The 25,012-nt window shown below is 45.0% G+C and carries 11 protein-coding genes and 1 tRNA gene; 5 read left to right on the top strand and 7 right to left on the bottom strand.

Annotated elements, in window-relative coordinates:
- The first annotated feature begins 37 nt into the window (after positions 1–37).
- From NT175_03265 to NT175_03255, 3 genes are all read left to right on the top strand, one after another.
- Positions 38–844: a hypothetical protein gene (locus NT175_03265; protein ID MCX6233731.1), complete on the top strand. Its 807-nt coding sequence runs from the start codon at positions 38–40 to the stop codon at positions 842–844.
- A gap of 11 nt (positions 845–855) precedes the next feature.
- Positions 856–3,921 carry a choice-of-anchor D domain-containing protein gene (locus tag NT175_03260; protein ID MCX6233730.1) on the top strand — a complete coding sequence of 1,022 codons (3,066 nt, stop codon included), beginning with the start codon at positions 856–858 and terminating at the stop codon, positions 3,919–3,921.
- 300 nt (positions 3,922–4,221) lie between these two features.
- Positions 4,222–4,313: transfer RNA gene (locus tag NT175_03255), tRNA-Ser, on the top strand.
- A gap of 25 nt (positions 4,314–4,338) precedes the next feature.
- Here NT175_03255 and NT175_03250 read toward each other — a convergent pair.
- Entirely contained in the window at positions 4,339–4,767 is a 429-nt protein-coding gene (locus NT175_03250) for a type IX secretion system membrane protein PorP/SprF (protein ID MCX6233729.1), read from the bottom strand.
- Positions 4,768–4,864: 97 nt separating this feature from the next.
- Here NT175_03250 and NT175_03245 point away from each other — a divergent pair, with 97 nt between their 5' ends.
- Positions 4,865–5,095: a hypothetical protein gene (locus NT175_03245; protein MCX6233728.1), complete on the top strand. Its 231-nt coding sequence runs from the start codon at positions 4,865–4,867 to the stop codon at positions 5,093–5,095.
- A gap of 16 nt (positions 5,096–5,111) precedes the next feature.
- Here NT175_03245 and NT175_03240 read toward each other — a convergent pair whose 3' ends face one another.
- The 4 genes from NT175_03240 to NT175_03225 form a co-directional block, all read right to left on the bottom strand.
- Positions 5,112–6,035, bottom strand: coding sequence for a type IX secretion system membrane protein PorP/SprF (locus NT175_03240; GenBank protein ID MCX6233727.1), 924 nt, complete (start codon positions 6,033–6,035; stop codon positions 5,112–5,114).
- 42 nt (positions 6,036–6,077) lie between these two features.
- Positions 6,078–11,849, bottom strand: a complete 5,772-nt coding sequence (locus tag NT175_03235; protein ID MCX6233726.1) for a gliding motility-associated C-terminal domain-containing protein — start codon at positions 11,847–11,849, stop codon at positions 6,078–6,080.
- Positions 11,850–11,855: 6 nt separating this feature from the next.
- Complete coding sequence (locus NT175_03230) at positions 11,856–12,554, bottom strand: hypothetical protein (GenBank protein ID MCX6233725.1); 699 nt, start codon at positions 12,552–12,554, stop codon at positions 11,856–11,858.
- Positions 12,555–13,129: 575 nt separating this feature from the next.
- Positions 13,130–13,432 carry a hypothetical protein gene (locus NT175_03225; protein MCX6233724.1) on the bottom strand — a complete coding sequence of 101 codons (303 nt, stop codon included), beginning with the start codon at positions 13,430–13,432 and terminating at the stop codon, positions 13,130–13,132.
- A 218-nt stretch (positions 13,433–13,650) separates the two neighbouring features.
- Here NT175_03225 and NT175_03220 point away from each other — a divergent pair, with 218 nt between their 5' ends.
- The gene (locus tag NT175_03220; protein ID MCX6233723.1) at positions 13,651–13,812 is read left to right on the top strand and encodes a hypothetical protein; all 162 of its coding nucleotides are present in this window, start codon (positions 13,651–13,653) and stop codon (positions 13,810–13,812) included.
- Between the two features lie 144 nt (positions 13,813–13,956).
- Here NT175_03220 and NT175_03215 read toward each other — a convergent pair whose 3' ends face one another.
- Together NT175_03215 and NT175_03210 are read right to left on the bottom strand one after the other, a co-directional pair.
- Positions 13,957–15,024 (bottom strand): hypothetical protein, encoded by a 1,068-nt coding sequence (locus NT175_03215; GenBank protein MCX6233722.1) that lies wholly within the window; start codon positions 15,022–15,024, stop codon positions 13,957–13,959.
- 300 nt (positions 15,025–15,324) lie between these two features.
- A partial coding sequence (locus NT175_03210) for an HYR domain-containing protein (GenBank protein ID MCX6233721.1) occupies positions 15,325–25,012 on the bottom strand: 9,688 nt, incomplete at its 5' end.

Below are 25,012 nucleotides of genomic sequence, written 5' to 3'. Positions count from 1 at the left end.
GCAAAGGGCGCAGAGGGAGCGCAAAGGACGCAAAGAAATGATCGACAGCATGAAACAACCATATCATCACATTGCAAAGATTATTCTAATCATCCTGGTCATTTTAATGACAATGGAACTATATGCCGAGAATATCTTGCTCGTTCGCGATGTAAGTGGTTTAACGCATGATACTGTCTCGGTTGAGATTGAAATAAAGAATGATGATCCCTTTATTTCCTTCCAGTGCGACCTGATCTTTCCCTCTGTTTGTGTTTATGTTGATAAATCAGCTCAACTGACAGACCGTAAAGCCGATCATGTGCTGAATGCATCCCAAGTAACAACAAACCGGTTAAGACTATTTTCCTATTCTCTTAGCAATGCATTGTTCCATGGGGACTCAGGAATTATTGTAAGGTTTCAATTGCTCACCGGAGGCACACCGGGAACATACCCGATGGAACTTTTTGATTGCATTATCGGAGATACCAATTCTGCCAATATCCTCACTTCCATTGAAAACGGTATGATCTTCCTTGAATCTTCTTCAGTGGAGGAATTAAATCATGGCACAGCAGTACTCTTTGATCTATATCCCAATCCATTGAATGATCCTACGATCCTGGAGCTAGTCCTGAAGGAAGCTGCAACTGTGCGTTTGGAATTCCTAACTATTGAAGGAAGATATGCCGGAATTTATGAAATCGGGTCATTATATTCTGGCAAGCATGAGTTAGAGTTAAATAAATCACTACTCCGGCGAATTTGCTCCCGGAACGGCATATATTCATACCGGTTAGTATTACAATCAGAAAGCCAACAGTTTACAACAAATTCAAAAAAAATCATTGTGATAAAATAATATTTCCCCGCATGAAGAAATATATACATCCTTCAGCAGCTATAAAGATAGTTTTATGTCTTTGGATTATTCCCATGATATCGCATGGTGATAATGTTATGGAGTTTGTATCCACGACAACCGGTCCAAACCAAAATGTAACCATCCAGGTGAAGATCACCAACGACGATGACTTTGTGGCGTTCCAGTTTGAAATGCTGTTGCCTGAGGAATATACCTATGTGGCCTCCTCTGCCCAATTGAATCCGAACAGGGTAATGGATCATGTTTTACAGGATACTCTTTTCCCTGACAGAAAATTACGGATATTCGGGTATTCGCTCACAAACACACCTTTTTCCGGTGATACAGGGACGATTGTCACCTTCCAATTTCATACCGGTTATGATCCCGGATCATATACCTTAAGCTTTCAAAATCCGGTAATTGGAGGTGCCGGTTCCACCAATATTCTCACCGGGGCCATACAGGGAATCCTTGACATTCAGTGCCCGGATATTACCTTTACTGCGGATGCCATCGATTTCGATGCAATACCCTTAACCGACAGCACCGACAGGATATTAACCATATATAATACGGGCAACCAAGATCTGTCAATTCAAAACATCACGTTTGACAGTCCCTACTTTTTCGTGGCTGGATCCTCTTCTTTTACAATCCAGGGAGGACAAAGCAGTGATGTCACCGTCCGGTTCCTATCGGTGATCAAGGGAAATTATACGCAACAAATGACCATCACTTCAAATGACCCAGATGAACCATCTTCCGCCATTACCCTCACAGCTTACGCTTTTCCGGTCAATGAGATACATACGGGCAATGTCTTTGGCTACTCCGGCAAACAGGTAACGCTGAATTTTTCCATTAACAACATGGAACCGTTTGTCGGATTTCAATTCGATCTGTGCTTGCCATCTCCGCTGACCTATATATCCAATTCGGCGGCACTTTCCCCACGCAAGGCCAACCATACGGTTTCTGCAAACATGGTATCAGCCCATGTATTGAGAGTCGTGGCCTATTCGCAGGACAATCAGACGTTCAGCGGAGATGACGGAGACGTGTTATCATTGGGTTTTGATGTGTACGGACTGGGCGGTTACTATGGCCTTAACCTGGAGAATGTATTGATTGGGGATATCTACGGACAAAATTGTATCTCGGCCTTTTACAATGGCACACTTGAAATTGCTGCCCCCGATATCCATTCATCCGGCAGTCTGAACTTTGAAGATGTGTCAGTAATGGATACAACCTCTTCCTTCTTAACCGTGTATAATGTTGGTTCGGATACACTAACGATCACGAGCATTCAGTTCTCAAACAATCATTTTTACACGGATATGACGTTCTCTGTTAATGTTCTTATTAATGACAGTACTACTATTCCCTTGTATTTTCACAATTCCACCAAGGGTTCCGACCAGGGGCAGATGAAAATTTTCAGTAATGATCCTGATGAGTACCCATATATCGTTAATCTAACCGGATATTCCTTCCATCCTAATTATCTTATCGTTGAAGATGCAATAGCCAATTTTACAGGTGAAATCCAGATCAAGATGAGTACAGATAATTACGATGAATTTGTTGGTTTCCAGTTTGATCTTCAGTTTCCGGATATATTATCTTACATACCAGGTTCCGCAACTTTGACTAACCGGGCACAGAACCATTCCATTTATTCATTCTTGATTGATTCAACTCATCTGAGGATTTTTGCCTATTCGATGCAACAAAAGAAGTTTCTTGGTAATTCCGGATCAATTGCATATTGTAGATTTATGGTAAACACTGATCACGCGGAAACCTATTCTTTGAACCTTCAAAATACAATTCTTGGAGATCAAAATTCGGAGAATATCCTGTATGCAAGTGAAAATGGACAATTGGACATTCTTGATCCTGAGAATTATCAATTAATAGATATTTCTGCAGGATGGAGCGGTATCTCCAGTTATATTCAACCAAATGACAACCTGCTTGTGAATATTTTTTCATCAGTGGTTTCAAACTTAGTAATTTTAATGGATATGGCTCATGTTTATTGGCCAAGCCAAGGCATTAATACCATTATCTATTGGGATTCACAGACAGGTTATAAAATAAATGTAACTAGCACTATTCAGCTTGTAATGATTGGTAATACGGTATCGGATAAAACCGTCCATCTCCCGGGAGGGTGGTATATTTTACCTGTTCTTAGTCAAGGTAATGTTTCAACTATGCAGACAGATATTTTAAGTAGTTTAGGTGATACTTTGACTATTGTAAAAGAAATTGCGGGAAATAAAATATACTGGCCAGGCCAAAATATCTATTCATTACAATATCTAAAATCCGGAAAGTCATACATGATTCACACTTCTTATAATTGCTTAATTATTTATCCGGATAGCTCTCAATTCAAGTCAATTTGTGATTCTGAATCTGAACATTTTTCGGGTTTCAATTTGTATAAAGTAACCCCCACCCCAAATTCACATATCATAGCCGTTAGTAAAGCAGTAATAGCTGAGCTTAAAACGGATGACGTCATCGGATGTTTCACACAATCAGGTATTTGTGGTGGCTCGTTTATGCTACTGGAAAAAACACAGAATATTGCTATGACTGTTTATGGTAATGATCCAACTTCAGAAGTCCAAGATGGATTTTATGAAAATGAAACAATGAATTTTAAGATTTATCGTCCTTCAACAGGTGAAGAATTCTGTCTTTTCCCAAGTTATGATAAAGATTTACCGAACTATAACGGAAAGTTTATCACTAATGGTTTGTCAAAAATCAAGGAGGCATTTTTATTAAACATTAAAGAGAATGAAAGTCCTTTTGGTTTAATACACCTTTTTCCTAATCCTGCAAAAAATTATTTAACTATTTACTTCAAAGACAAAATCGATGACGAAATACAACTTGAGATTTTTTCTTTAGAAGGTAATTCTGTCAAAAATGTTGTACCTATAAATATTCAGAGCTTTCAGCTCGACGTAAGAGATTATAATGCCGGAGTTTATATTTTTAAATTTACAAGCGGAGGAAAAAGCTACGCAAAAAAAATGATTATCAATTAACACCAATTCCAATTGGTTCAAAAAACCGGATAGAACATTACATTAGACAGTGTTTGGAATCTTATATCACTATTAACTAATGCACCTGTCAAGACAGAGGATATGGTGTTTATTTAAATTCCAAATTACAAGCACCAAATCCCAAATGAATTCCAAATTACAAGCACCAAAATCCAAATAAATTCCAAATGACAAACTTCAAATACCTAAAGCATTAGGTTAATGGAGAATTCTATGGTCTCAAGTGAATTTCTCTTTAATAAGACTTAGAGATCCATCATATTTTCATACTTTTGTTGCGGAGAAATGCCGGAGTGGTCGAACGGGACTGACTCGAAATCAGTTGACCTGCTTATGTGGGTCCGGGGGTTCGAATCCCTCTTTCTCCGCCAACGTCATAAGTCATTTTACTTTCTGTCAGAAACTCAACGGGAAAGAATTTCTTCTCTTGTATAAATCGACCTCATAGGATATCTTGATTTCGTGCGATCCGATATTATATGCCCTGACATCACCCAGATATGAGTCGTATGAATAACCTAACCGATATTTAGAATTCAATTTAAGTTCTGTAGTAATGACCACAGAATTCGTAGCTGATTTAAAAGATACTCCGACCCATATCAGATTTTTCAGCATGACGGCTGAATTGAAATCAAAGCTGAACGTTCCTTTATCAACATATTTAACCAGTATTGAAGATTTATAAATGACATTTTTTCCGAAGCGAATATATCCTCCGATATAGGTATAAAAATGATATCCTAGTGAACTGAAGTTAGTACTATTTTCTGAACCTGTTTCTGCAAAAGCCCTATCAAACAAGTGTTTTGAAGATAATCCCACAAAAAAGTCATCACCTATACCTCAAAATAGTACTTGCTTTTGGCTTTAAGTCTTCGTATTTTAGAAGGCTGAATATTTCATCATCAACCCAAAGATTATGAAAATCAAAATCACTCTTCTTTTAATCCTTTCCATTGCATCTATGACGGCATTTGGTCAACGTCCAACAATTGAATTAACCTTCTCGACTATTGACAGTGCTTCCTATGTTCAACTCGACAGCATCAAGGTTATGAATCGCACCCAGGGAGGAGATACTGTTTTGTATTACCCAGATACAGTACTTACGATCTATAATGTTGGTTTCAATGAAAATCTGATAATGTAAATAAAAATATCCAACATTAATAATATAAACGTCTGTATCTCCTTTTCTGTAATTGCTGGGCATCATAGCTGATCCTGATTTCATGTGTTCCGATGCTATAATGTTGAATATCACTAAGATACGTGTCATATGAATATCCGATTCTAAGCTTTGAATTCACTTTTATATCTGTCATAAAAACAAAAGAGTTATGATTTGACCGGTAAGAAATCCCTATCCAGAAGAGATTGTAAACCATTAGGCAGGAATTGGCATCAAACCCCCAACTGCCATCATCAACATATTTAATCAATATAGATGGCTTGTATATAAATTCCTTTCTTATATTGATAAATCCTCCGATATACAGGTACATATTTTGATTAAGCAGCAATGGTAAATTTGTGTTAATCTTGGTCCAATCAGCAAAATATTTTTCAAAAAGGTGTTTGGTGGAGAATCCTGCAAAGAATTTTTCCTTGTAGTAATAAATTCCAAAATCTGCATCGGGCATGATCCTGGGCTGTGGCTGTTCGAGCAGGTACCAATCATCCATATCTTCCATCTGTAATCTGTCCCAGTCAATTACAGTTTGCTTAAAACCGAATTGCAATCCGAACGATAACCTTGCATCAGGCATTTCAAGGATGTAAGCATAGGTCGTAAATAGACCGAAATCTAAGGCCGGACCCAACCGGTCGGTATAGATATACCCTCCAATGCCAACTTTTTCACTTTTAATAACCGTTTGGAAGTCAAAAGTAATTGTATTGGGAGCACCTCTCACTCCTACCCATTGATGCCGGTCAGTCAGGTTAAAAGTCAGCTTCTCCTGAGTTCCTGTAAATGCAGGATTCAGGATATGGTAATTGTTCAAGTACTGGTAGTAAAAAGCATCCCTCTGACCGAAAGCAATGACTGTAAGGAACAGAGCCAGTTGAAGTAATAGTAGCTTTTTCATATGACTTCGATTTATATACTGTTTGTTGTTTCTTTATCATTTTTAATCCTGGTATAGAAATACCCATCCTTTGTAAAATAATCTATGATCTGATAGTGAGATAAAATAGTAATAGGTTCCGTTAGGTACCATGAAGCCTTCTTTGTTTTTTCCTTCCCATCGCACCGTTGCATTATCATAATGTTCGAATTCTGCTATAATGGTCCCCCATCTGTCCATGATAATGACTTGATTATCCGGGAATAGTTCGATTCCTTTTAGTTTCCAGAAATCGTTCTTGCCATCAGCATTAGGAGTCAATGCATTATAAATGATAATTGGAGGTCCCGGAAAGTCATCCTCATCAAGCACGTACATGATGACCTTTGTCGTACTGCTTAATGACGGATTACCATCATCATAAATGGCATAAGAGAATTCGTCGATACCAATGAAATCCTCGAGGGGGCTGTATAAAATCGCCCTGTCTGCTATTATCTTACTGGATGTCCCATGCATAGGCTGCGTGACCAGCTCAAAGTCAATAATTTGTCCATCCGGATCATAATCATTCGCGAGTACGGCGACTACTTTTGGAATGTTGACGATCGTTGAATCGTAATCTATTACAGCTACAGGTGGGCTGTTATAGTAAAATACCGTAATATACACAGTTGCAGTATCACATTCACCTGTGTAATCGCATAGTTCATATTCAAGGCTGTCGATTCCAATAAAGTCATTATCCGGTTGGTAAATTAAGAAACTGATGGCATTAGTCATTATCGCCAGACCATGTTCCGGATCCCTGATAATAGTTGCAGATGCTGATCCATTGTCGCTCTCGCAATATTTATCGTTACCCAGAATATAAATATCCACCGGCACTTCATCAGGAGTGGAAGCATAGTCATCCACAGCCACCGGGTCACTCTGTACAGTTACACTGAAATGGCATGTGGATGTGTTTCCATAGATATCCGAAACCGACCATACTACAGTATTGGTTCCTACGGGATAGATTCCACTGGCATCGCCGGTGCCATTCTGACTGTTAGTGACCTTATCAATCTGGCAATTATCCGATACTTCAGGTGTAGGTATAGTAACATATCCTTCGCATGCTCCCTGTTCGGCGAGACCATTGATGTCCTGGCATGAGATTTCTGGATACTCGTTGTCGATAACCGACAACAATTGTGAACAGGTAGCTGAGTTGCCGTAATTATCAATGACTGTCCATGTAATAGTACAGGAACCGACCGGGACCTGACCGTCAGGGAACAATGCAAGGAAGTTGTTGAAAACAGTGTCGATACCGCAGTTATCTGTCACAGAAGAAGGTGATCCGAGTAAAGGATTGAAAGAGAAGCATTCACCAGGTTCAGTATTGGTTACAACGGGTGCCGGGCAGTTAATTGCAGGTGCCTGATCATCTGTTATTCCGATTGTCACTATTCCCTGAGCTTTGCATCCGTTTGCATCACTGATAAGATAATTATAGGTACCGGCAAGCATATCAGCGAAATAACCGGTATTGTTAGTATTTCCATTCAGAGTATACTCATAAGGCTCATTTCCGTTGGTTGCTGCCATGGTGACGGATCCGTCGGGTGTTCCCGGGCAGGAGGCGTTGGTGACTGTAGCGTCTATCGTCAGCACACTGAGGCAGATAACCAGATCTGAAACAGCCGGCGGACAGGTACCATCGTTGCCTAGACCGAAAGCGGTAAGGGTCAGAGTGACGCCTCCGGATGAAATGTCATCTATGCTTGGTGTGTATTCTGGATTCATAATAGTAGAATCATTGAAAGATCCCGTACCACTCGTCGACCAGCGCAATTCACTGAAATTTACTGCCGTTGCGCCATGAATTACATAAGTTACGCCCTCGCAGACCGTTGCATCCGCACCGGCATCAACCTCAACCCGTGGCAGGATTGTCAGGATTATGGTGTCGTTTATTGACTCGCAGGGTGGTAATGAGATAGCACTGAGGATCAAGGTGATGAGGCCTGTTTCTCCGGATCCGGGTGTATAGGTCGGGGATAAGGTGGTCTCATCGGTCAAAGTTCCGAGCCCGTTGTGTGTCCATAACAGACTGACAAAGTTGCTGGCAGCAGCGCCCTGTATCTGGAAACTATCACCTTCACACACGGAGTCATTGGAGCCTGCATAAACCTCGGCCAGCTTAACGATAGTCAGTTCCATCTGATCGCTTACAGCTCCGCAACTTCCGTTACCAAATGCGGTCAGGGTAAGGGTGACCTGCCCTGCAGCGACATCTTCCTGACCCGGGGTGTAAGTTGGAGCCAGAATGTTTGCGTTATCGAAAACACCTGTACCGCTTGTAGTCCAGAGGACAGAGGAAGAATTGATTACCATCCCTGACAGGGTATATGTTTCGGTTTCACAGATCTCGTCGTCGCTTCCGGCAGAGCAGATAGGTACCCCGGTAATTTCTATCATCGTCGAATCCATGGCATCCGGGCATAATCCGCCTCCTTCTGAAATCGCGGTCATGATGAGTGTGACCAGGCCGGTTTCTCCGGGAGCTGGCGTATAGATAGGCGAGAGGGTTGTTCCATTGGTCAGGGTTCCTGCTCCGTTGTGGATCCACTCTATGGATACATATCCGGTGGCGCTGGCATCGGGCACCTGGTAGAGGTCTCCTTCACAAATCGAGGCATCATTACCGGCGTAGGCAGTAGCTTTTTCCCAGATGGTCAGCACCATCTCATCGCTGGCAGGTTCGCAATTTCCGCTGCCATTGGCTGTAAGGGTAAGGATTACCTGACCAGCATTAATATCATCAGTACTGGGTGTATAGGTTGCATTAAGCAAGGTCTGATCATCGAAAGTGCCAGTGCCACTCGTTGTCCACAGCACAGAGGTCATATTGGAAGTGCCTGATAGGGTGTAGGTATCGGTTGAGCAGATCTCTCCATCAACGCCTGCATTGACCACAGGTGATCCTGTAATGATGATGGTCATGGTATCCTGAACTTCCAGACATCCGGAACCCATCGGGGTGGCCATCAATATGAGTGTGATAAGACCGGTTTCTCCTGTGTCCGGTATATAGGTGGGCGTCAACGTGTTATCTCTGGTCAGGATCCCTGCTCCATCGTGTGTCCATAATAATTCAGCATAGTCGGTGGCGCTGGCATCTGGCACCTGGTAGGCGTCGCCTTCGCAGATGGAGGCATCGGTGCCTGCAAAAACGGTGGCCTGTTTCCAGATGGTCAGTATCATCTCATCGCTGGCAGGTTCGCAACTTCCGTTGCCATTGGCTGTAAGGGTGAGGATTACCTGACCGGCGTTAATATCATCAGTACCCGGTGTATAGGTTGCATTAAGCAAGGTCTGATCATCGAAGGTGCCAGTGCCACTCGTTGTCCACAGCACAGAGGTCATATTGGAAGTGCCTGATAGGGTGTAGGTATCGGTTGAGCATATCTCTCCATCGATGCCTGCATTGACCACAGGTGCTCCTGTAATGATGATGGTCATGGTATCCTGAACTTCCGGACATCCGGAACCCATCGGGGTGGCCATCAATATGAGTGTGATAAGACCGGTTTCTCCTGTGTCCGGTATATAGGTGGGCGTCAACGTGGTATCTCCGGTCAGGATCCCTGCTCCATCGTGTGTCCATAATAATTCAGCATAGTCGGTGGCGACCGCATCGGGTACCTGGTAGGCGTCGCCTTCGCAGATGGAGGCATCGCTGCCTGCAAAAACGGTGACCTGTTTCCAGATGGTCAGCACCATCTCATCGCTGGCAGGTTCGCAATTTCCGTTGCCATTGGCTGTAAGGGTAAGGATTACCTGACCGGCGTTAATATCATCAGTACTGGATGTATAGGTTGCATTAAGCAAGGTCTGATCATCGAAAGTACCAGTGCCACTCGTTGTCCACAGCACAGAGGTCATATTGGAAGTGCCTGATAGGGTGTAGGTATCGGTTGAGCAGATCGGAGCATCAACGCCTGCATTGACCATAGGTGATCCTGTAATGATGATGGTCATGGTATCCTGAACTTCCGGACATGTTCCGGAACCCATCGGAGTGGCTAACAATATGAGTGTGATAAGGCCGGTTTCTCCTGTGTCCGGTATATAGGTGGGCGTCAACGTGGTATCTCCGGTCAGGATCCCTGCTCCATCGTGTGTCCATAATAATGCAGCATAGTCGGTGGCGACCGCATCGGGTACCTGGTAGGTGTCGCCGTCGCAGATGGAGGCATCGCTGCCTGCAAAAACGGTGACCTGTTTCCAGATGATCAGTGCCATCGTGTCGCTTATATTTTCACAATCCCCTCCTGCAAAGGCAGTCAGGGTCAGCATCACCATTCCGGAGTCAATATCTTCAACGCTGGGGGTGTAGGTGGCTGCCAGCAGCGTGGTATCGTCAAATGAACCGGTACCGTTTGTCGACCACCCTACAGCACCCATGTTTGTGGTTCCTGAAAGGGTATAGGTTTCATTAGAGCAGATCTGAGCATCATCGCCTGCGCTGACAAAAGGTGCTAAAGGTTCAACGATGTCGATGGTGGCCAGCACCACTTCGCAATCTGGATCATTCAGGTCGCGAATTATAACCTCATAAGAAGCAGGAGCAAGTCCCGTGAAGAGGCCCGATGACTGCCACGGGAAGCCGGTAATACTGTATTCATAACTGCCTGAGCCGCCGACGGGATCAGTGACTGTTATAGTGCCGTCATTCGCATTGAAACAGGTCACATTAGTATAATCGACTGTTGCACTGAGCATTCCGGGCTCTGAAATATCAATAGTATCAATAATGGAGATACAGTTTACGACAATGGCATCTCTTATCTGTGGAATGTATATCCCGGGAGCCAGGCCATTGAAGAAGCCAGCGGTCTGCCAATTGGTACCATCTATGCTGTAATCATAGGTGCCGGAACCACCTGAGGCATCAAAGATCGTTATCGTTCCGTTGTTGCCCCCATTGCAGGTAGCAGGGGTGAAACTATATAATGCCTCCATTGGCGGTGGCTCGGTAATGGTAATATTGCCCCCGGTCGTACAGCCATTGATGTCGAATACAGTATAACCGTAGTCACCGGCATAGAGATTTTCGAATAAGCCGGTCTGGTTGGATTCACCGTTCAGTGTGTATGTATAGGGTTCGATACCGCCCGAGGCAACTAACTGTATAAATCCGTCGTTATACCCGTAACAGGATACATTTACCAGGGCTGAGATGTTGATTTCAACCTGGAGAATCGCAAGGGTGACATTCGAAACGGCCGGTTCGCATCCTCCTTCAGCGCCCATGCCCGCACCGGTAAGGGTAAGAACGACACTGCCGATTAAAATGTCGTTATTTCCCGGTGTGTAAATGGGATGCAGCAGGGTAGAATCATTAAAGATGCCGTCGCCGCTGGTGGTCCATGACAGTGAGCTGATATTCTGTGCCCATGAACCTGCAAGGTAATAGGTGCTGTCGGAGCAGACCAGATCATTATCGCCTGCAAAGACATCCGGCGATTCAAGGATGATCAACTCTCCATAAACGGGTATAGCATCGCAGCTCGAGTCAGAATGCTGGATCACCTGCATCAGGTAGGTGCCTGGGCTATAGTTCCAGGCAATGGCAAGGGTATCTGCATCAGATGGTAATGTATCGGTAGTGCCTCCCGGCAGGGTGAGGAGCCAGGTATAGGTTGATCCTGCCGAACCGTCTACACGGTAGTAGCGGTCGGTACCTGCGCATACGGTGTCGAGCACAGGAATACCCTGGCCCGCCAGCCGGCCGGCAACCAGCAGCAGAATGATCAATCCTATGTACCTGATTTGTTTCACTATCTTTTATTTTTTACTCGTCGGATCATAGCGATATATTGGTGACGTAACCGGCCTCGGATTTACAATCAGTATCACCGGGTCGGAAGGAATATCGGTTATCAATCCTATTCCGTTGGTCACCGATGTTATCCAGTAAGTGGTCGTCACTACTGGATTTTCCTCCGGTACGAACGTGTACGGGGTCTCATGGATGTCATCAATCATCCAGGAGTTGGTTCCATCCGTATAAGTGATGCTCCAGGGTCCTATTCCTCCGGTGATATCGACAGTAAGCGAGGCCGTATCATTCTCGCAAATAGGCTCAGGGTTCTGGAATGATCCATATGAATAGCCCGGAAGCACTTCCATCTTTCCTATCTTTGAGTTATTAGTACAGCTATCGGCATCATAAGCAGTCACCTTGAAGAAGTAGATGCCTGTGGTCAGCCACATCACTGTAACGGTAGGCCCTGTATTGCCGCTCACAAAATACGCCTCTGCCGGGGGACAGTTGCCCGGAACTGTAGCAAAGTTGATGGTCAGGTCCTCATCTGAATATAATTCCCAGACATAGGTGTCTCCTTCCATCTGCACCACGCTCAGTTCAGTGGTCTGACCCTGGTACACAAAATTCCCCGTCTGGCCCATCGCCTGAGCCGTCAACAGCAGGAGCAACGCAGCTGCCACTGCCGAACGAAGAATTTTATGTAATAGTAGCTTCAAATTTCTTTTTGTTACTCGTTATGTGTTTCAGGTTGCACGTTGCAGGTTGCAGGTTGCAGCGGTACCTGAAATAATCTATTATATTATGTTTTCACTTCTAATCTCATTTCCCCCTTAAAAGTTGAATGTTGATTGTTCAATGTTTTGTATTTTTCATGACATAGCTCTTCCACCCCAATCTGTCAATGGTTTTTCCCATGCACTATTTCTCAAATATCCAATTGTAATCATTCAATTAATTATTAACTGTTGATTACTGATCACTCACTGTTAATTGCTCATTCTACAATGAATCAGCTTCACTACATCTCACACTCTACCCCTTCCCGTTCGCTATACAGCCAACAGGTCATGTTCACGGCAGAGTGAAATCCCCACGGTCCGGCCCGGCACATACCTTTACCTGGCGGTCCTTTGCAATGGTCCAGCGGATCCTCGGGCGGGCCATTCGCATGGTAAAGCGAATCTCTTGGCCATCCCCGGCACCCATGTCCATATTTACTATTATCCATACATAATCTAAATGTTTAGAGTTTCGTGTTACGCGTTTTGCGTTTCGTGTTGCGCGTAACCGCTCATAATTGATTGTTTAAATGAACAGGTTCATTCCCTTGAACATTGAATGCTGAACGTTCCCTTCCGGGCATACCTCTTGCATTCCCGCTCGCTAAACAGCCAGCAGGTTCCCTGAAATAAGAATATAAAATTCCCGGTCCAGCGCGTCCTAACGCATTGAGAGGTGGTCCATTTGCCCGTTCAGGCACATCGCCTGGCGGTCCTTTGCAATGGTCCAACGGATCCTCGGGCGGGCCATTCGCATGGTAAAGCGAATCTCTCGGCCTTCCCCGGCAACCTTGTCCATATTTGATGTTATCCATACATAATCTAAATGTTTAGCATTCCGCGTTTTGCGTACAACTCAATATTGAACATTGTAATGAAAATTCCATTTTGAATATTCAAATGAAGATTGAGTGTTCAATGTTGAATATTGAATGTTGAATGTTCCCACGCGCTTTCGCTCATAAAAACACATAATACGGCCGTTCTGCCGTATGCAGTAGAAACATACCGTTGCCAGGTTTGGCGATCGGGTATGATGAAGGGCTTTGTTTTCCATAACCTGAAGGATTTATGCCACACAGGTGGCGTTCATAATTCCTTCAGCCCGGGTACAACAATGACGTGCATCCCGGAAAGTCCGGGCGCTAAAGCCTCATGGAGATCCAGTATGGCTTTCGTCGTCGTTTGCCCTTGAGCTGCATGGTATTCATTTTCAATTAGCAACATGCATGCTTTTTCAACCTGCCTTTGCAAGCAGAAGCCCGGCTATGGCTATGCCACAGCCTGCCTTCCTTTTATGAAAAAGCAGTGCCCGTTACCCATTGCTCATACCTGCAGGTTAAGGAGCAACCGGGAGGAATGTGTTAGGAGCCACTCCTGTAACAGTTGGCCTCGGATCAACAGTTTGATCAGCATTATCCTCAAATGGTGTATTGACAAGACAGGTTGCATTATTGACATCATCCTGAAGAGCAGAATTTACTGCATCAACAGCCAGTTCAACAGGGAGTTGTGCCAACCCTTCCCAATTAGCATTATGCATAGTCAACCTTACATAAATTGATACTCCAGTAGAAGTATTTGTCAAATCAGTAAGAACATCTGGACTGGCATATATTCCATTGCCCGAACCAGTGGTTACATTATGATCATAAGTACCAATGGTATAACCCCAGTCTAAATCTGCTGTTTGGTTTCCCTGGAGGCCCGAAATCTGGAACTGTGGTGTGTATAATTCAGTAAAATTGGCCGCAATTACCTCATAGTATAAAACATTTGTTCCAAAATCATAGACAATGCTACCATCAGGTGCCGGAGCAGCCTGCCATACAGCTGACTGAACACCAGCGAAACATTGTGTCTCTACCACACCATATCCTGAAGGAGTTTGAGTTCCACCGGGTGTCATATTCATAATATCAACAACAAATGCATTGATAGGACGAATTGGGTACACTTTGACATTATTGGCACAACCAGCAGCTGGTGCATCATATTCAAGAGCCACAAAAAGAGTAGGAGGATCAGTTGCAGTTGGAGGAGTATTGGCTGCTAAACCATCTGAAGTCCAGGTGATGTTAGTAGTCGTGGGTGATGCGTCACCAATGGTAAGGTCCATATAGTTGGTTGCAGCTTCAACAACAGTTCCGCCAGCAAGCAACTCGATACCTGCAGGGCGGGCACCAGCAGTCATAAAAGTGGTCGAATTGGTAGCATACCAATAAGCGCTACCAAGAGCAGGGTTAATTAATGCCGAGTAATCATATGGCACACCAGCGATAGGATTTGCAGCTGTACCCGCGCAGTTTATTGGTTGAGGTGGTGAACCTCCAACGGCCTGAGCAAATACTTGACTAGTACCAGCTAATAAAGCCAGTATCAGAATGAATAAAAATTGCTTTTTCATAATTAATTGATTTTAAATTTAATGAATTAAAAAAATTTGTTTTTGATTGATTTAAAAGATTAAAGAGGGGAAAGAGGTTCGGGTTTCAGCAATCCGAAACTTCCCCCCGTGTCTGTCGTTGATTTCATTTTCTTCCTTTTTCATAGGCAATAAATTTTAATGGATACACATGTGAATAACTCATGTTAAGTGATTTTCTGTTTTGAGCGCTATTCCCGTAAGGTACTGTATATGAGCGGAAACCAGCACCCAGGTGTGTTTCATAGGCATATAGTTTTAGTTTATAATAGGATTCATAGTTTATGGCGTTTTGACCACATTCGGTCTGGGTTTGATAGTAATTGTCACCATTTGCTCCGCTGACAGATTGCCATTGCAATCTTCCAACCGATAATATAAATAGTGATCGATATCAGTGAAATACACACCATCAGCCGGGAATTCAATGTCACCATATTCAGAGGGTTGACCTGTCTGATCGGCAATGGCTGGTTTTGTAATAGGCAGATGTGCTTGTGTTGACGGATCGGGCGTTGGCGAAAAATCTATTCTCCAATGAAGTATAAGGCCATCATCGGCACAACAGTTATCGCTAAAATTGTTAATGACCGGATCAAGGTTAAAAATTGTATCCCCTTCGCTGAATAAATAGTATTCAGGCCGTGCGTAGGTCAGATCATCATATTCAGGAATGATGCCAGGTGTTGGGTTTGGATTGTAAAGCGCTGAATCAATGTTGTTCGCACAATAGCTTACAGTGGTGTAAGTAATGGTAAAGGTTGGCGGTACGTTATCAATGACGTTGATTATTTGATAGCAGGTGTCAGCTCCGGCTATATTGGTGGCTATCCATCTGATGGTTGTCATCCCCTGGGAGAAGGTATAGGGATCCGGCACAATTGGGCCGCTGCCCGAATCTGTGGTGGCGCCTGTCATCACCCAGGTGTAGGTGATGGGTTCCGTTCCTGAAACTAATGTCGGGAAACCGGGGCTTATAGCTGCGGTGCACAGGCTGGGATCAGTATTTTGCGTGATAGTCCCCGGGCAAGTAATTTCCGGCGGATCGTTAGGTGCCACAGTCACCGTAAAACTACAGGTGTCCGCATTTTCACAAGCGTCGGTAGCAATATAGGTTACGGTGGTCGTTCCGGTATTGAACTGGAATGGAACAGGGATCGTATCACTGCCGGAACCTGCAGTGGGAGCACTCATCGTCCAGGAGAGGGAAATACTTGCACCTGGGGTGCAATTGTCAGAATAAACCGGAGCAGGAAGTGTAACCGTGGCATAGGTCATGCCTGGATCTGCCATAATATTCAGATTTTCGGGACAGGAGATAACAGTCGGAGTATTGTCATCAATGGTAATGATCTGGGTTGCAGTTGCAGTGTTCCCGCAGCCGTCGTCAACGGTCCATATTCTTGTGATGGTACCGCCATTCGGGCAGCCGGGATCAGGAATAAGGGCGCTTTCTGTAAACACAATATCGTCAGTGACATAATCACTGCAGTTGTCAAAGGCTATGATATTGTCCGGAACAGCCGGCAGAGGATCTTCGCAACTGATGGCAACATCGACCGGGATATTGTAAAACACTGGTTCCTCATCATCAATTACCGAGATGGTTTGCGTGTAAACAAGAGGGTTGATATTTCCGCAATCATCGGAAGCTGTCCAGGTTCTCACTCGTATATAGGTTCCAAGGCAATCTCCGGGAGTAATATTGTCAGTTTCCAGGCTGATGGTAACGCCGGAGCCGCATTCGTCAGTAGCTGTTGGCGATAAGGCCAGCGCTGCATTCAGGGCATCAAAATCATCGCAGGCAACAGATACATCCAGAACACCGGCAACCTGATCCCAAACCGGAGCTACATTATCAGTAACCGTTATGGTTTGCGTGTATTGAATAGCATTGGTATTACCGCAGTTATCAGTGGCTGTCCATTTTCTCACCCGTGAGTAGGTCCCTAAACAACTGCCAGGGATTGTGACATCAGATACCTGGTTTATAGTAATTGTGATACCGCAATTGTCGGTTACTGTGGGAGCAAGAGCCAAAGCTGCATTCAAACCTGCAATATCTGCACACGCCAGGTTGCGGTTTAGAAAATTGGGAGTTTGATCCCATACCGGGGGTGTATTGTCAACAATTGTGATCACCTGGGTGAAAACTTCGCTCGTATTGCCACAATAGTCTGTAACCGTCCATGTGTTTGTGTAAATACCGGCCTGGGGACAACTGTCTGGAACAAATGACCCTGATATCTTCACTGAGTCAACATCAGGATCGCAGTTATCAAAAGGAATAGGCTCCAATGTCTGGGCTATAGCCAGGCTGATCTCATCATTGCATTGCAGTGTCACATTCAGCTCGCCGGGCAAGGTAAGCCAAACGGGAGCTACCGTATCTTCTACCGTTATAGTTTGTGAATCAGAAACAGTATTACCACAGTAGTCAGTAGCGCTCCAGGTACGGATGATCTCGCCGCATCCACCCACAACCGTATTAATAGTTTCATCGAATATTACGGTTACCGTAGGATCGCAATTATCGGTTACCGTAACAACAGGAACATCAGGTATTGCATCGCATGATACGGTAACATCAGCAGGAACCCCGGTAAGCACGGGAGCGGTATTGTCAATCACTGTAATTATTTGGCTGGCATGTGCGGGATTACCGCAATCGTCGGTAGCACTCCATGTGCGGGTAATCGTACCGCAACCATTTATAACATTATTGGTTTCGGAAAAAGTAACAGTGACCGACAAATCGCAATTATCAGTGGCTGTAACCGTGGACGCAGGAGGAATTGCATCGCATGATACGGTAGTATCCGCTGGTATACCAACCAACACCGGAGGTGTGACATCCTGCATCGAAATCACCTGCATGCAGCTGATGGAGTTGCTGCACGTATCGGTGGCAGTCCAGGTACGCTGAATGGTGTATGAGTCAGGGCATGAACCAGGAATGGTTACATCGCTGTAAGTAATGGCCGGGTTAGGATCACAGTTATCCGTAGCAATGGCTGTTCCGGTGTTTGTTGGATTAATGGACTCATCACAGTCAATACTGATGCTGTTTGGACAAGTGATGACAGGATTCGAATTGTCGTTGATGGTGATCACCTGGGTATATATACTGCTTGGATTTCCACAGTCGTCACTTACTGTAAAAGTATTGGTGTATATCCCTGAATAAGCACATGCTCCTGGCTCGAAAAGACCAGAAGTTTTTATTGGAACAAATGAAGTATCGCAATTATCGCTTGCCACCGGCATCAGCTCCTGGGCAGCGGCAAGACCTGCTGCATCACCGCAATCCAGTGTTACATCCAAAGCTCCGGCAGGTGTAGTCCACACCGGCGCTATATTGTCAATAATGGTGATTATTTGGGTAAATGGCGTTGTAACCGGATTGCCGCAAGCATCTGAAACAGTCCATGTGTTGGTATAGGTGCCGGCTTGAGCGCAGCCGTCGGGAATAAAACTCCCAGCTGTCTTAACAGGAGTCAGGGAAACTGTGCAATTATCGGTTGCTGATGGTGCAAGAGTTTGTGCATTTGCCAATCCTGCCGCATCCGAGCATTGCAGTATACAATCGAGGCTTCCTGCTAAGGTTGTCCATGCAGGAGGCATATTATCCTGAACCTGCACGACCATGGAACAAGTGGAGTCACAGTCCTCATCATTAATAACAGTAAGAGTTAATGTGAAGGTGCTGTCACAGTCAGAACCTGCTGTAACAGTAACATTTATTTCATTGGTTGGAGGATCAATGGCTCCATTGCCTGTAATACTCCAGGAATAACCAGCCATTCCAGCAGGCCCATTAAATATATTTCCGGAGGTGTTGGGGCATAATGAATCAGCGCCTGAGATCAGGCAGTCGGGTAAATCGCTGATGGTTATCGTACAAACATCGTTTTCTGGTCTGTCACAGCCATTCAGATCTATCACCCTCACCAAAGCAAAAACAAATATTCCCGATGTGTCTGTATGGACAGATATGCTGACAGAATTTCCGGAGGTAGTGGTGGTATCTAGTTCCGGTCCCCCATTCACTGTGTAGAAAAAGGTGTACGGTTCAGTACCATCAGCGCCAGTAAATATGACAATCGGTTCCGGATCATCAACACATACAGAGACTGATGAACTGAGGGTTGCTGTGGGTGAAGGTATGATGCTTAAAAATGCACTATCTACAAAAGGTGGACATCCATAACCATCCGTAACCGAAAGGTAATACCAACCGGCATTTGCCATAGTGACACGGGGAATTATGGAATTAGGAAGATTTGATAAAAATCCATCGGGCCCTGTCCATGAAAAATTAAAAGGAGGCAGTCCACCTTCGATATTGGCGTCCAGGTAAAGGGTATCCCCCTCACAAAGATCATTGCCATTGTTCGCCAAAGGATCAATAATTAAAGGAATAGGTGATAGGGTTCCAAAAGAAATATCGTCAAGTCCGAAATCATTTCCACCTGGTATTGTATTTAGGTTTCGTATCCTGATAACAGCAGTCGTTGCTGAACCGGAATTCCAATACGGAGTGCTGTAAAAACGAACCCAGTTTGACAGGTTCACCTCGCCTTCTGATGTCGGTTTGGGTGCGATATCAAGATCATCTATAGAACCGACAAGGGTTCCATTTACCTCAAATTGCAAAATAGCAGGAGCTACAGGATTAAGGTTCATCCCCCATGCACTGAAATAATAATCAGTATTGGGGTCAACACTTACTGTTTGCTGCCAGATAATTCTCTGTCTCCAATTACCACTTCCAGGTGGATCTTCAATAAGGGTAGTACTCCCATTTATCATCATGAAGTTTCTCTGTCCAACAGTATTGTTGGTATGATCCCTGCCATGAAAATCGGGGTGATAACCTGTATTTGTGCCTGGATTATACCAGGCACTTGTATTCACTGCATAATATCCTTCCGGCCATAAGCCAGTGAGTTGTGGATTAGGTGCGGCAGGATTATAATAAGCCTGATTCTGAGTATATTCCGTAAAAAAACTTGGAGCAGCAGCAACAAAATTCGTGAAATTACCATCAGTAACAAGCTCATTAGCAACACTTATATAAGCTGTCAATGAACAACCATCAGTATTGGTGACAGTGACACTATATATACCCACTTCATCTACCTGAATGGCTTGAGTGGTGGCCCCTGTGTTCCAGAGGTAACTACAACCGGAGGGGTACGCAGTTAGTACAATTTTACCCGGAACTGAACAGTAATCAGCTGTAATGTTCGCATCCGGTATTGGAGCCATCACAACGGTAACTGTATCACTTCCAGGGCAGTTGGTCTGAGTATCTACATAAGTTACAATGTAAGAAGTAGTCTGGGCCTGGGAAACCCCTGTGGGATTAATATCTGTGGACGTAAATCTAGGTGGGTCTGATGTCCATTCACAGGAAGGTAATGGAGAGGTACCGGTAATGGTTACGTTGTCTATGGCCCAATAATAATCATTTGTTGCAGTGTATCTGAAACGAATGTAAAACGTCGGATTATTAATATCTGCACTTAAATTTATCGTTTCATGTCGAAAATTATTTGCTGCACCTCGTGTAGTATTAAAAGTTGTATTGACAATCCAGGTTGATCCATTTGTTGAGACTTCGATGTATGCAAAATCATCACTGTTACCCCTGTCACGATAGTAATGCCAGAAATCAAGTTGGAGGGTAGTATATCCAACTGTATTCATAGCCGGAGATATTAAAAAAGTTCTTGTTGTTCCACCACCCTGAGCCTGACTATTTGATAAATAAAACTGGCTGTTATCATTAGAATGGAAAATCACCCCATTGTAATTATACCCGTCAGGTCGAAGCGTCCAGGCTGCATTGGCTGGTGTGCCTCCTGTTGAATTATTCTGTGTTGTCCAGTTATTTGTAGCCGCATTAAAGTTCTCAGACAAGAGTACCGGAGGTTTCGTTGGACCAAGGTTTGACGAGGAGAATAAGTCGAACAATTCTCCAGGGCAAACCTGTGTTTCTGAAGCGGAAACAGTGACCACCGGTGCGGGTATCACGACAACAACTATGTTTACCGGATCGGGATTTGTACACTCAGGGGTTGATAATGTATAGACGTATATAACCGGGATGGAATTGGTGGTTGTATTGATGAGCGTTTCATTAATGCTTCCAACTCCTGATGCTGCAGGATTCTGGATTCCCGCCACAGCCCCTCTTGTCCACGCGAAGATGGTTCCTGCAACAGGGCCTGAGGGTGTATAGGAAAACAGCGATTGACTGCATACGGTTGGAGAAGGTGGCGGACTTGTCATCGTAGGTATCGGCGCGACAACAACTACCACATTCTGTACGTTAGTACAGCCGTTGGCAGTCAGCGTAAACTGATAAGTAACAGGAATGGGGCTGTAGGTTGTGTTTTCCAGTACTTCATCAATTGTATTAGTACCGTTGCCTTCCGGATTACTGATACCCGGCATGACAGCCCGGTGCCATGTAAAAACGACGTTACTTGTAAGGCTGGTGGCTATGTAGTAGAATTGTGACTCACTGCAGATAGCCGGAAGATTCAGGGAACTGCTGAGTTCAGGCGTTGGATTTACCGTGATGGTATACGCATTGGAAGCACCGGTACAGTTGTTCGCTGTCGGAGTTATGGTAATGGTGGCGATGATAGGATTTGGCGTACTGTTGGTTGCAGTGAATGCAGGAATATTGCCGGTGCCGCTTCCACTAAGACCGATCCCGGTATTGTTGTTCACCCAGTTGAATACCGTTCCTGCAACAGTTCCCGTGAGAATTGTTTCTGGAGCTGTGACACCTTCGCAATAGGTTTGATTGCCCACAGGATTCACACTTGGCGAGGGATGTACAGTAATGGTGTAGCTGAACGGGATGCCATCACAACCGCCGTAGGCAGGGGTTATGGTTATGGTTGCCAGTATAGACGAATTGGTGCTGTTAGTAGCAGTAAATGCCGGAACATCGCCCGAACCGCTTGCCGGCAAACCAATATCGGTATTGTCGTTTGCCCAGGTGAATGTTGTACCTGCGATAGGGCCTGAAACAACAGTCACCGGAACTGCATCGACATTACAATACACCTGATCAGCGATGGCATTGACAGTAGCAGCGGGATATACTGTTATGGTATAGGTGATCGGAGTGCCTGAACAATTGGCAGCTGTCGGGATGATAGTGATGGTTGCCAGGATAGGTGAAGGGCTGGTATTTGTTGCTATAAATGCCGGCACATTACCACTGCCGCTTGCACCTAATCCTATTGCGGTGTTGTTGTTGGTCCAGACGAAAGTTGTTCCGGAAACCGGACTGGTCAGTATCGTTTCCGTGACTGCATCTCCGTTGCAATATTCCTGGTCGGCAACAGGATCAACAGTCGGTACCGGTTTAACAATGACGGTTACATTCTGGACATTAGAGCAGTTATTGGCTGTTAAAGTATATATATAGGTCACACTTACCGGTAAGTTAGTAGTATTGATCAGGATTTCATTGGGATTTCCTGTCCCATATGCTTCTGCATTGCTTATGCCGGGAACTGCCGGCCTGTGCCAGTTGAATACTGTTCCGGGTGTTCCACTGGTAGGTATGTAGGAAAATGTTGTATTGCTGCAGATTGGCTGTGGATTTAACGTACTCGTGAGTGTCGGATTGGGATTTACCGATACCACCACGGCATAAGTGGATGGGCTGGTACACCCGTTGGCAGTCAATGTATAGATATAGGTTACAACAACTGGAAGAACGGTAGTATTGTTCAGAATCTCATGGGGATTACCTGTACCGGTAGCAGCTGAATTGGAAATGCCTGCTACCGCGGCCCGGCTCCATGCAAATGCAGTGTTGACAACGTTGCTGGTGGGCTCATAGCTGAATTCGGTGCCACTGCATATGGGCGGAGGAGTAAGGCTGCTGGTTAGCACCGGGCGTGGATATACAGTGATGGTGTATGAGTAGGTAGGCCCGCCACAGCCGTTGGCAGTTGGTGTTATGGTGATGGTTGCAATGATGGGATCGTCGGTAAGGTTTGTGGCTGTGAATGCAGGTATGTTGCCTGTGCCGCTGGCACCCAGTCCAATGGAAGTATTGTTATTTACCCAGGAAAAGGTGGTTCCTGAAACAGGCCCTGTCAGAGTAGTAACCGGCACAGCTGCGCCATGACACCACGTCTGGTTAGCGACAGGATTGACCGTCGGTGTGGGTTTCACACCCACCACCACGTTTTGAACATTGGTACAACCATTGGCAGTCAAGGTGTATACATAGGTCACATTGACGGTCAAGTTGGTGGTATTATACAGGGTTTCATTGGGATTACCGTAACCTGTGGCTGCTGGATTACTGATCCCGGCCACAACAGCTCTGCTCCATTGAAAAGTAGTTCCAGGTGTGTTACTGGTCGGGGTATAACTGAAAATAGTGCCGCTGCATATTGCCGGAGGAGTTAAACTACTGGAGAGCGCAGGTGTGGGATTCACCATCACGTCAACGTTGAATGTCGTTGGATTCTGGCAACCACTGGCGGTGAGCGTGTAGACATACCTTACAGATATTGGGAGTGCAGTGGTATTTGTCAGCACTTCATTGGGATTGCCCGTTCCGGTTGTTCCTAACGGTAATATGCCTCCAACGGATGCACGGCTCCATTGAAATGTGGTCCCCGTAACGTTACTTTGTGGATCATAACTAAAAAGTGTCCCGCTGCAAATATCCGGTGGGGTGAGATCACTTATTAAAACAGGCAGCGGACTTACTACCACCGAAACATTGTATGCATTTGGATTTGAGCAACCCGATGCACTTAATGTATAAACATAAATTACAGTGATAGGATTAGAAGTAGTGTTTGTAAGTAGTTCATTAGGATTCCCTGTGCCATTTGTCCCTGGTTCCTGGATTCCCGGAATGGTGGCGCGAATCCAGCTAAAAATAGTTAACGGTGTACTGCTTGTCGGTGTATAACTGAATATATTGCCGCTGCATATTCCGGGAGGCGTGAGGCTGCTGGTCAATACGGGTATGGGTTTGACAACGACCTGCACATTGAATGTGTAGGGATTGGTACACCCGTTGGCAGAAACGGTATATGCGTAGATTACAGTCACCGGTAAGGGGGTTGTGTTGGTCAGAACTTCATTTGGATTGCCCGTTCCGGAATTTGCTGGTTCAGCAATGCCGGCAACTAATGCGCGGCTCCAGTTAAATGTTGCTCCGGTTACGTTGCTTAACGGCGTATAACTGAAAAGGCTGCCACTGCAGATGCCCGGAGGGGTCAGGCTGCTCGTAAAGTTGGGGATAGGATTAATGGTAACAGCAAGGTCATAAACCTGTGGATTAGCACAACCATTAGCAGTCAGGGTGATCAGGTAATGAACTGTTCTGGAAAAATTTGCTGAGTTTGTCAGGGTTTCACTGATATCACCGGTGCCAGATCCTGTACTTGGAGTTATGCCTGGAACAGAAGCCCTTGTCCATGTAAAGACAGTACCCGGCGTTTCACTGGTGGGATGATAGAAAAATGGAGCACCGCTGCAAACTACCTGGGGGTCGAGGCTGCTTGACAGGGTGGGGATAGGTTTGACGTTGACCGTTACCGTAAAGGTTGCTCCCACGCAAGTCCCTGAAGTAGGTGTTACAGTATAGGTTGCCGTCTGTGCTGTATTGGTCGGATTGGTAAGCGTTCCACTGATATTTGATGCACCGCTGCCTGCAGATCCGCCTGTCATCCCTCCGGTCACTGCCGGTGCAGGCCAGCTGTAGGTCGTTCCTGCCGGGACTATTCCGTTGGTAACATTAACAGGAGTTACCGTAAAGGTCGCACCATTACAAACAGCAGCCGTCATATCAGTAATGAAGGGGGTTGGATTCACCGTGACCGTTACCGTAAAGGTTGCTCCCACGCAAGTCCCTGAAGTAGGTGTTACAGTATAGGTTGCCGTCTGTGCTGTATTGGTCGGATTGGTAAGC

The sequence above is a fragment of the Bacteroidota bacterium genome, from assembly GCA_026391695.1.
In the GTDB taxonomy this organism is placed as follows: Bacteria; Bacteroidota; Bacteroidia; order Bacteroidales; family JAGONC01; genus JAPLDP01.
Note: the sequence above shows the minus strand (reverse complement) of the source record. Positions and strands in the feature narration are given on the sequence as shown.

What these genes read in the sequence shown, in the direction of transcription:
- NT175_03265 (MCX6233731.1), top strand. Translation starts at nt 38, where the DNA reads ATGATCGACAGCATGAAACAACCATATCATCACATTGCAAAGATTATT.
- NT175_03260 (MCX6233730.1), top strand. Translation starts at nt 856, where the DNA reads ATGAAGAAATATATACATCCTTCAGCAGCTATAAAGATAGTTTTATGT.
- NT175_03245 (MCX6233728.1), top strand. Translation starts at nt 4,865, where the DNA reads ATGAAAATCAAAATCACTCTTCTTTTAATCCTTTCCATTGCATCTATG.
- NT175_03240 (MCX6233727.1), bottom strand. Translation starts at nt 6,035, where the DNA reads ATGAAAAAGCTACTATTACTTCAACTGGCTCTGTTCCTTACAGTCATT.
- NT175_03225 (MCX6233724.1), bottom strand. Translation starts at nt 13,432, where the DNA reads ATGGATAACATCAAATATGGACAAGGTTGCCGGGGAAGGCCGAGAGAT.
- NT175_03220 (MCX6233723.1), top strand. Translation starts at nt 13,651, where the DNA reads ATGATGAAGGGCTTTGTTTTCCATAACCTGAAGGATTTATGCCACACA.
- NT175_03215 (MCX6233722.1), bottom strand. Translation starts at nt 15,024, where the DNA reads ATGAAAAAGCAATTTTTATTCATTCTGATACTGGCTTTATTAGCTGGT.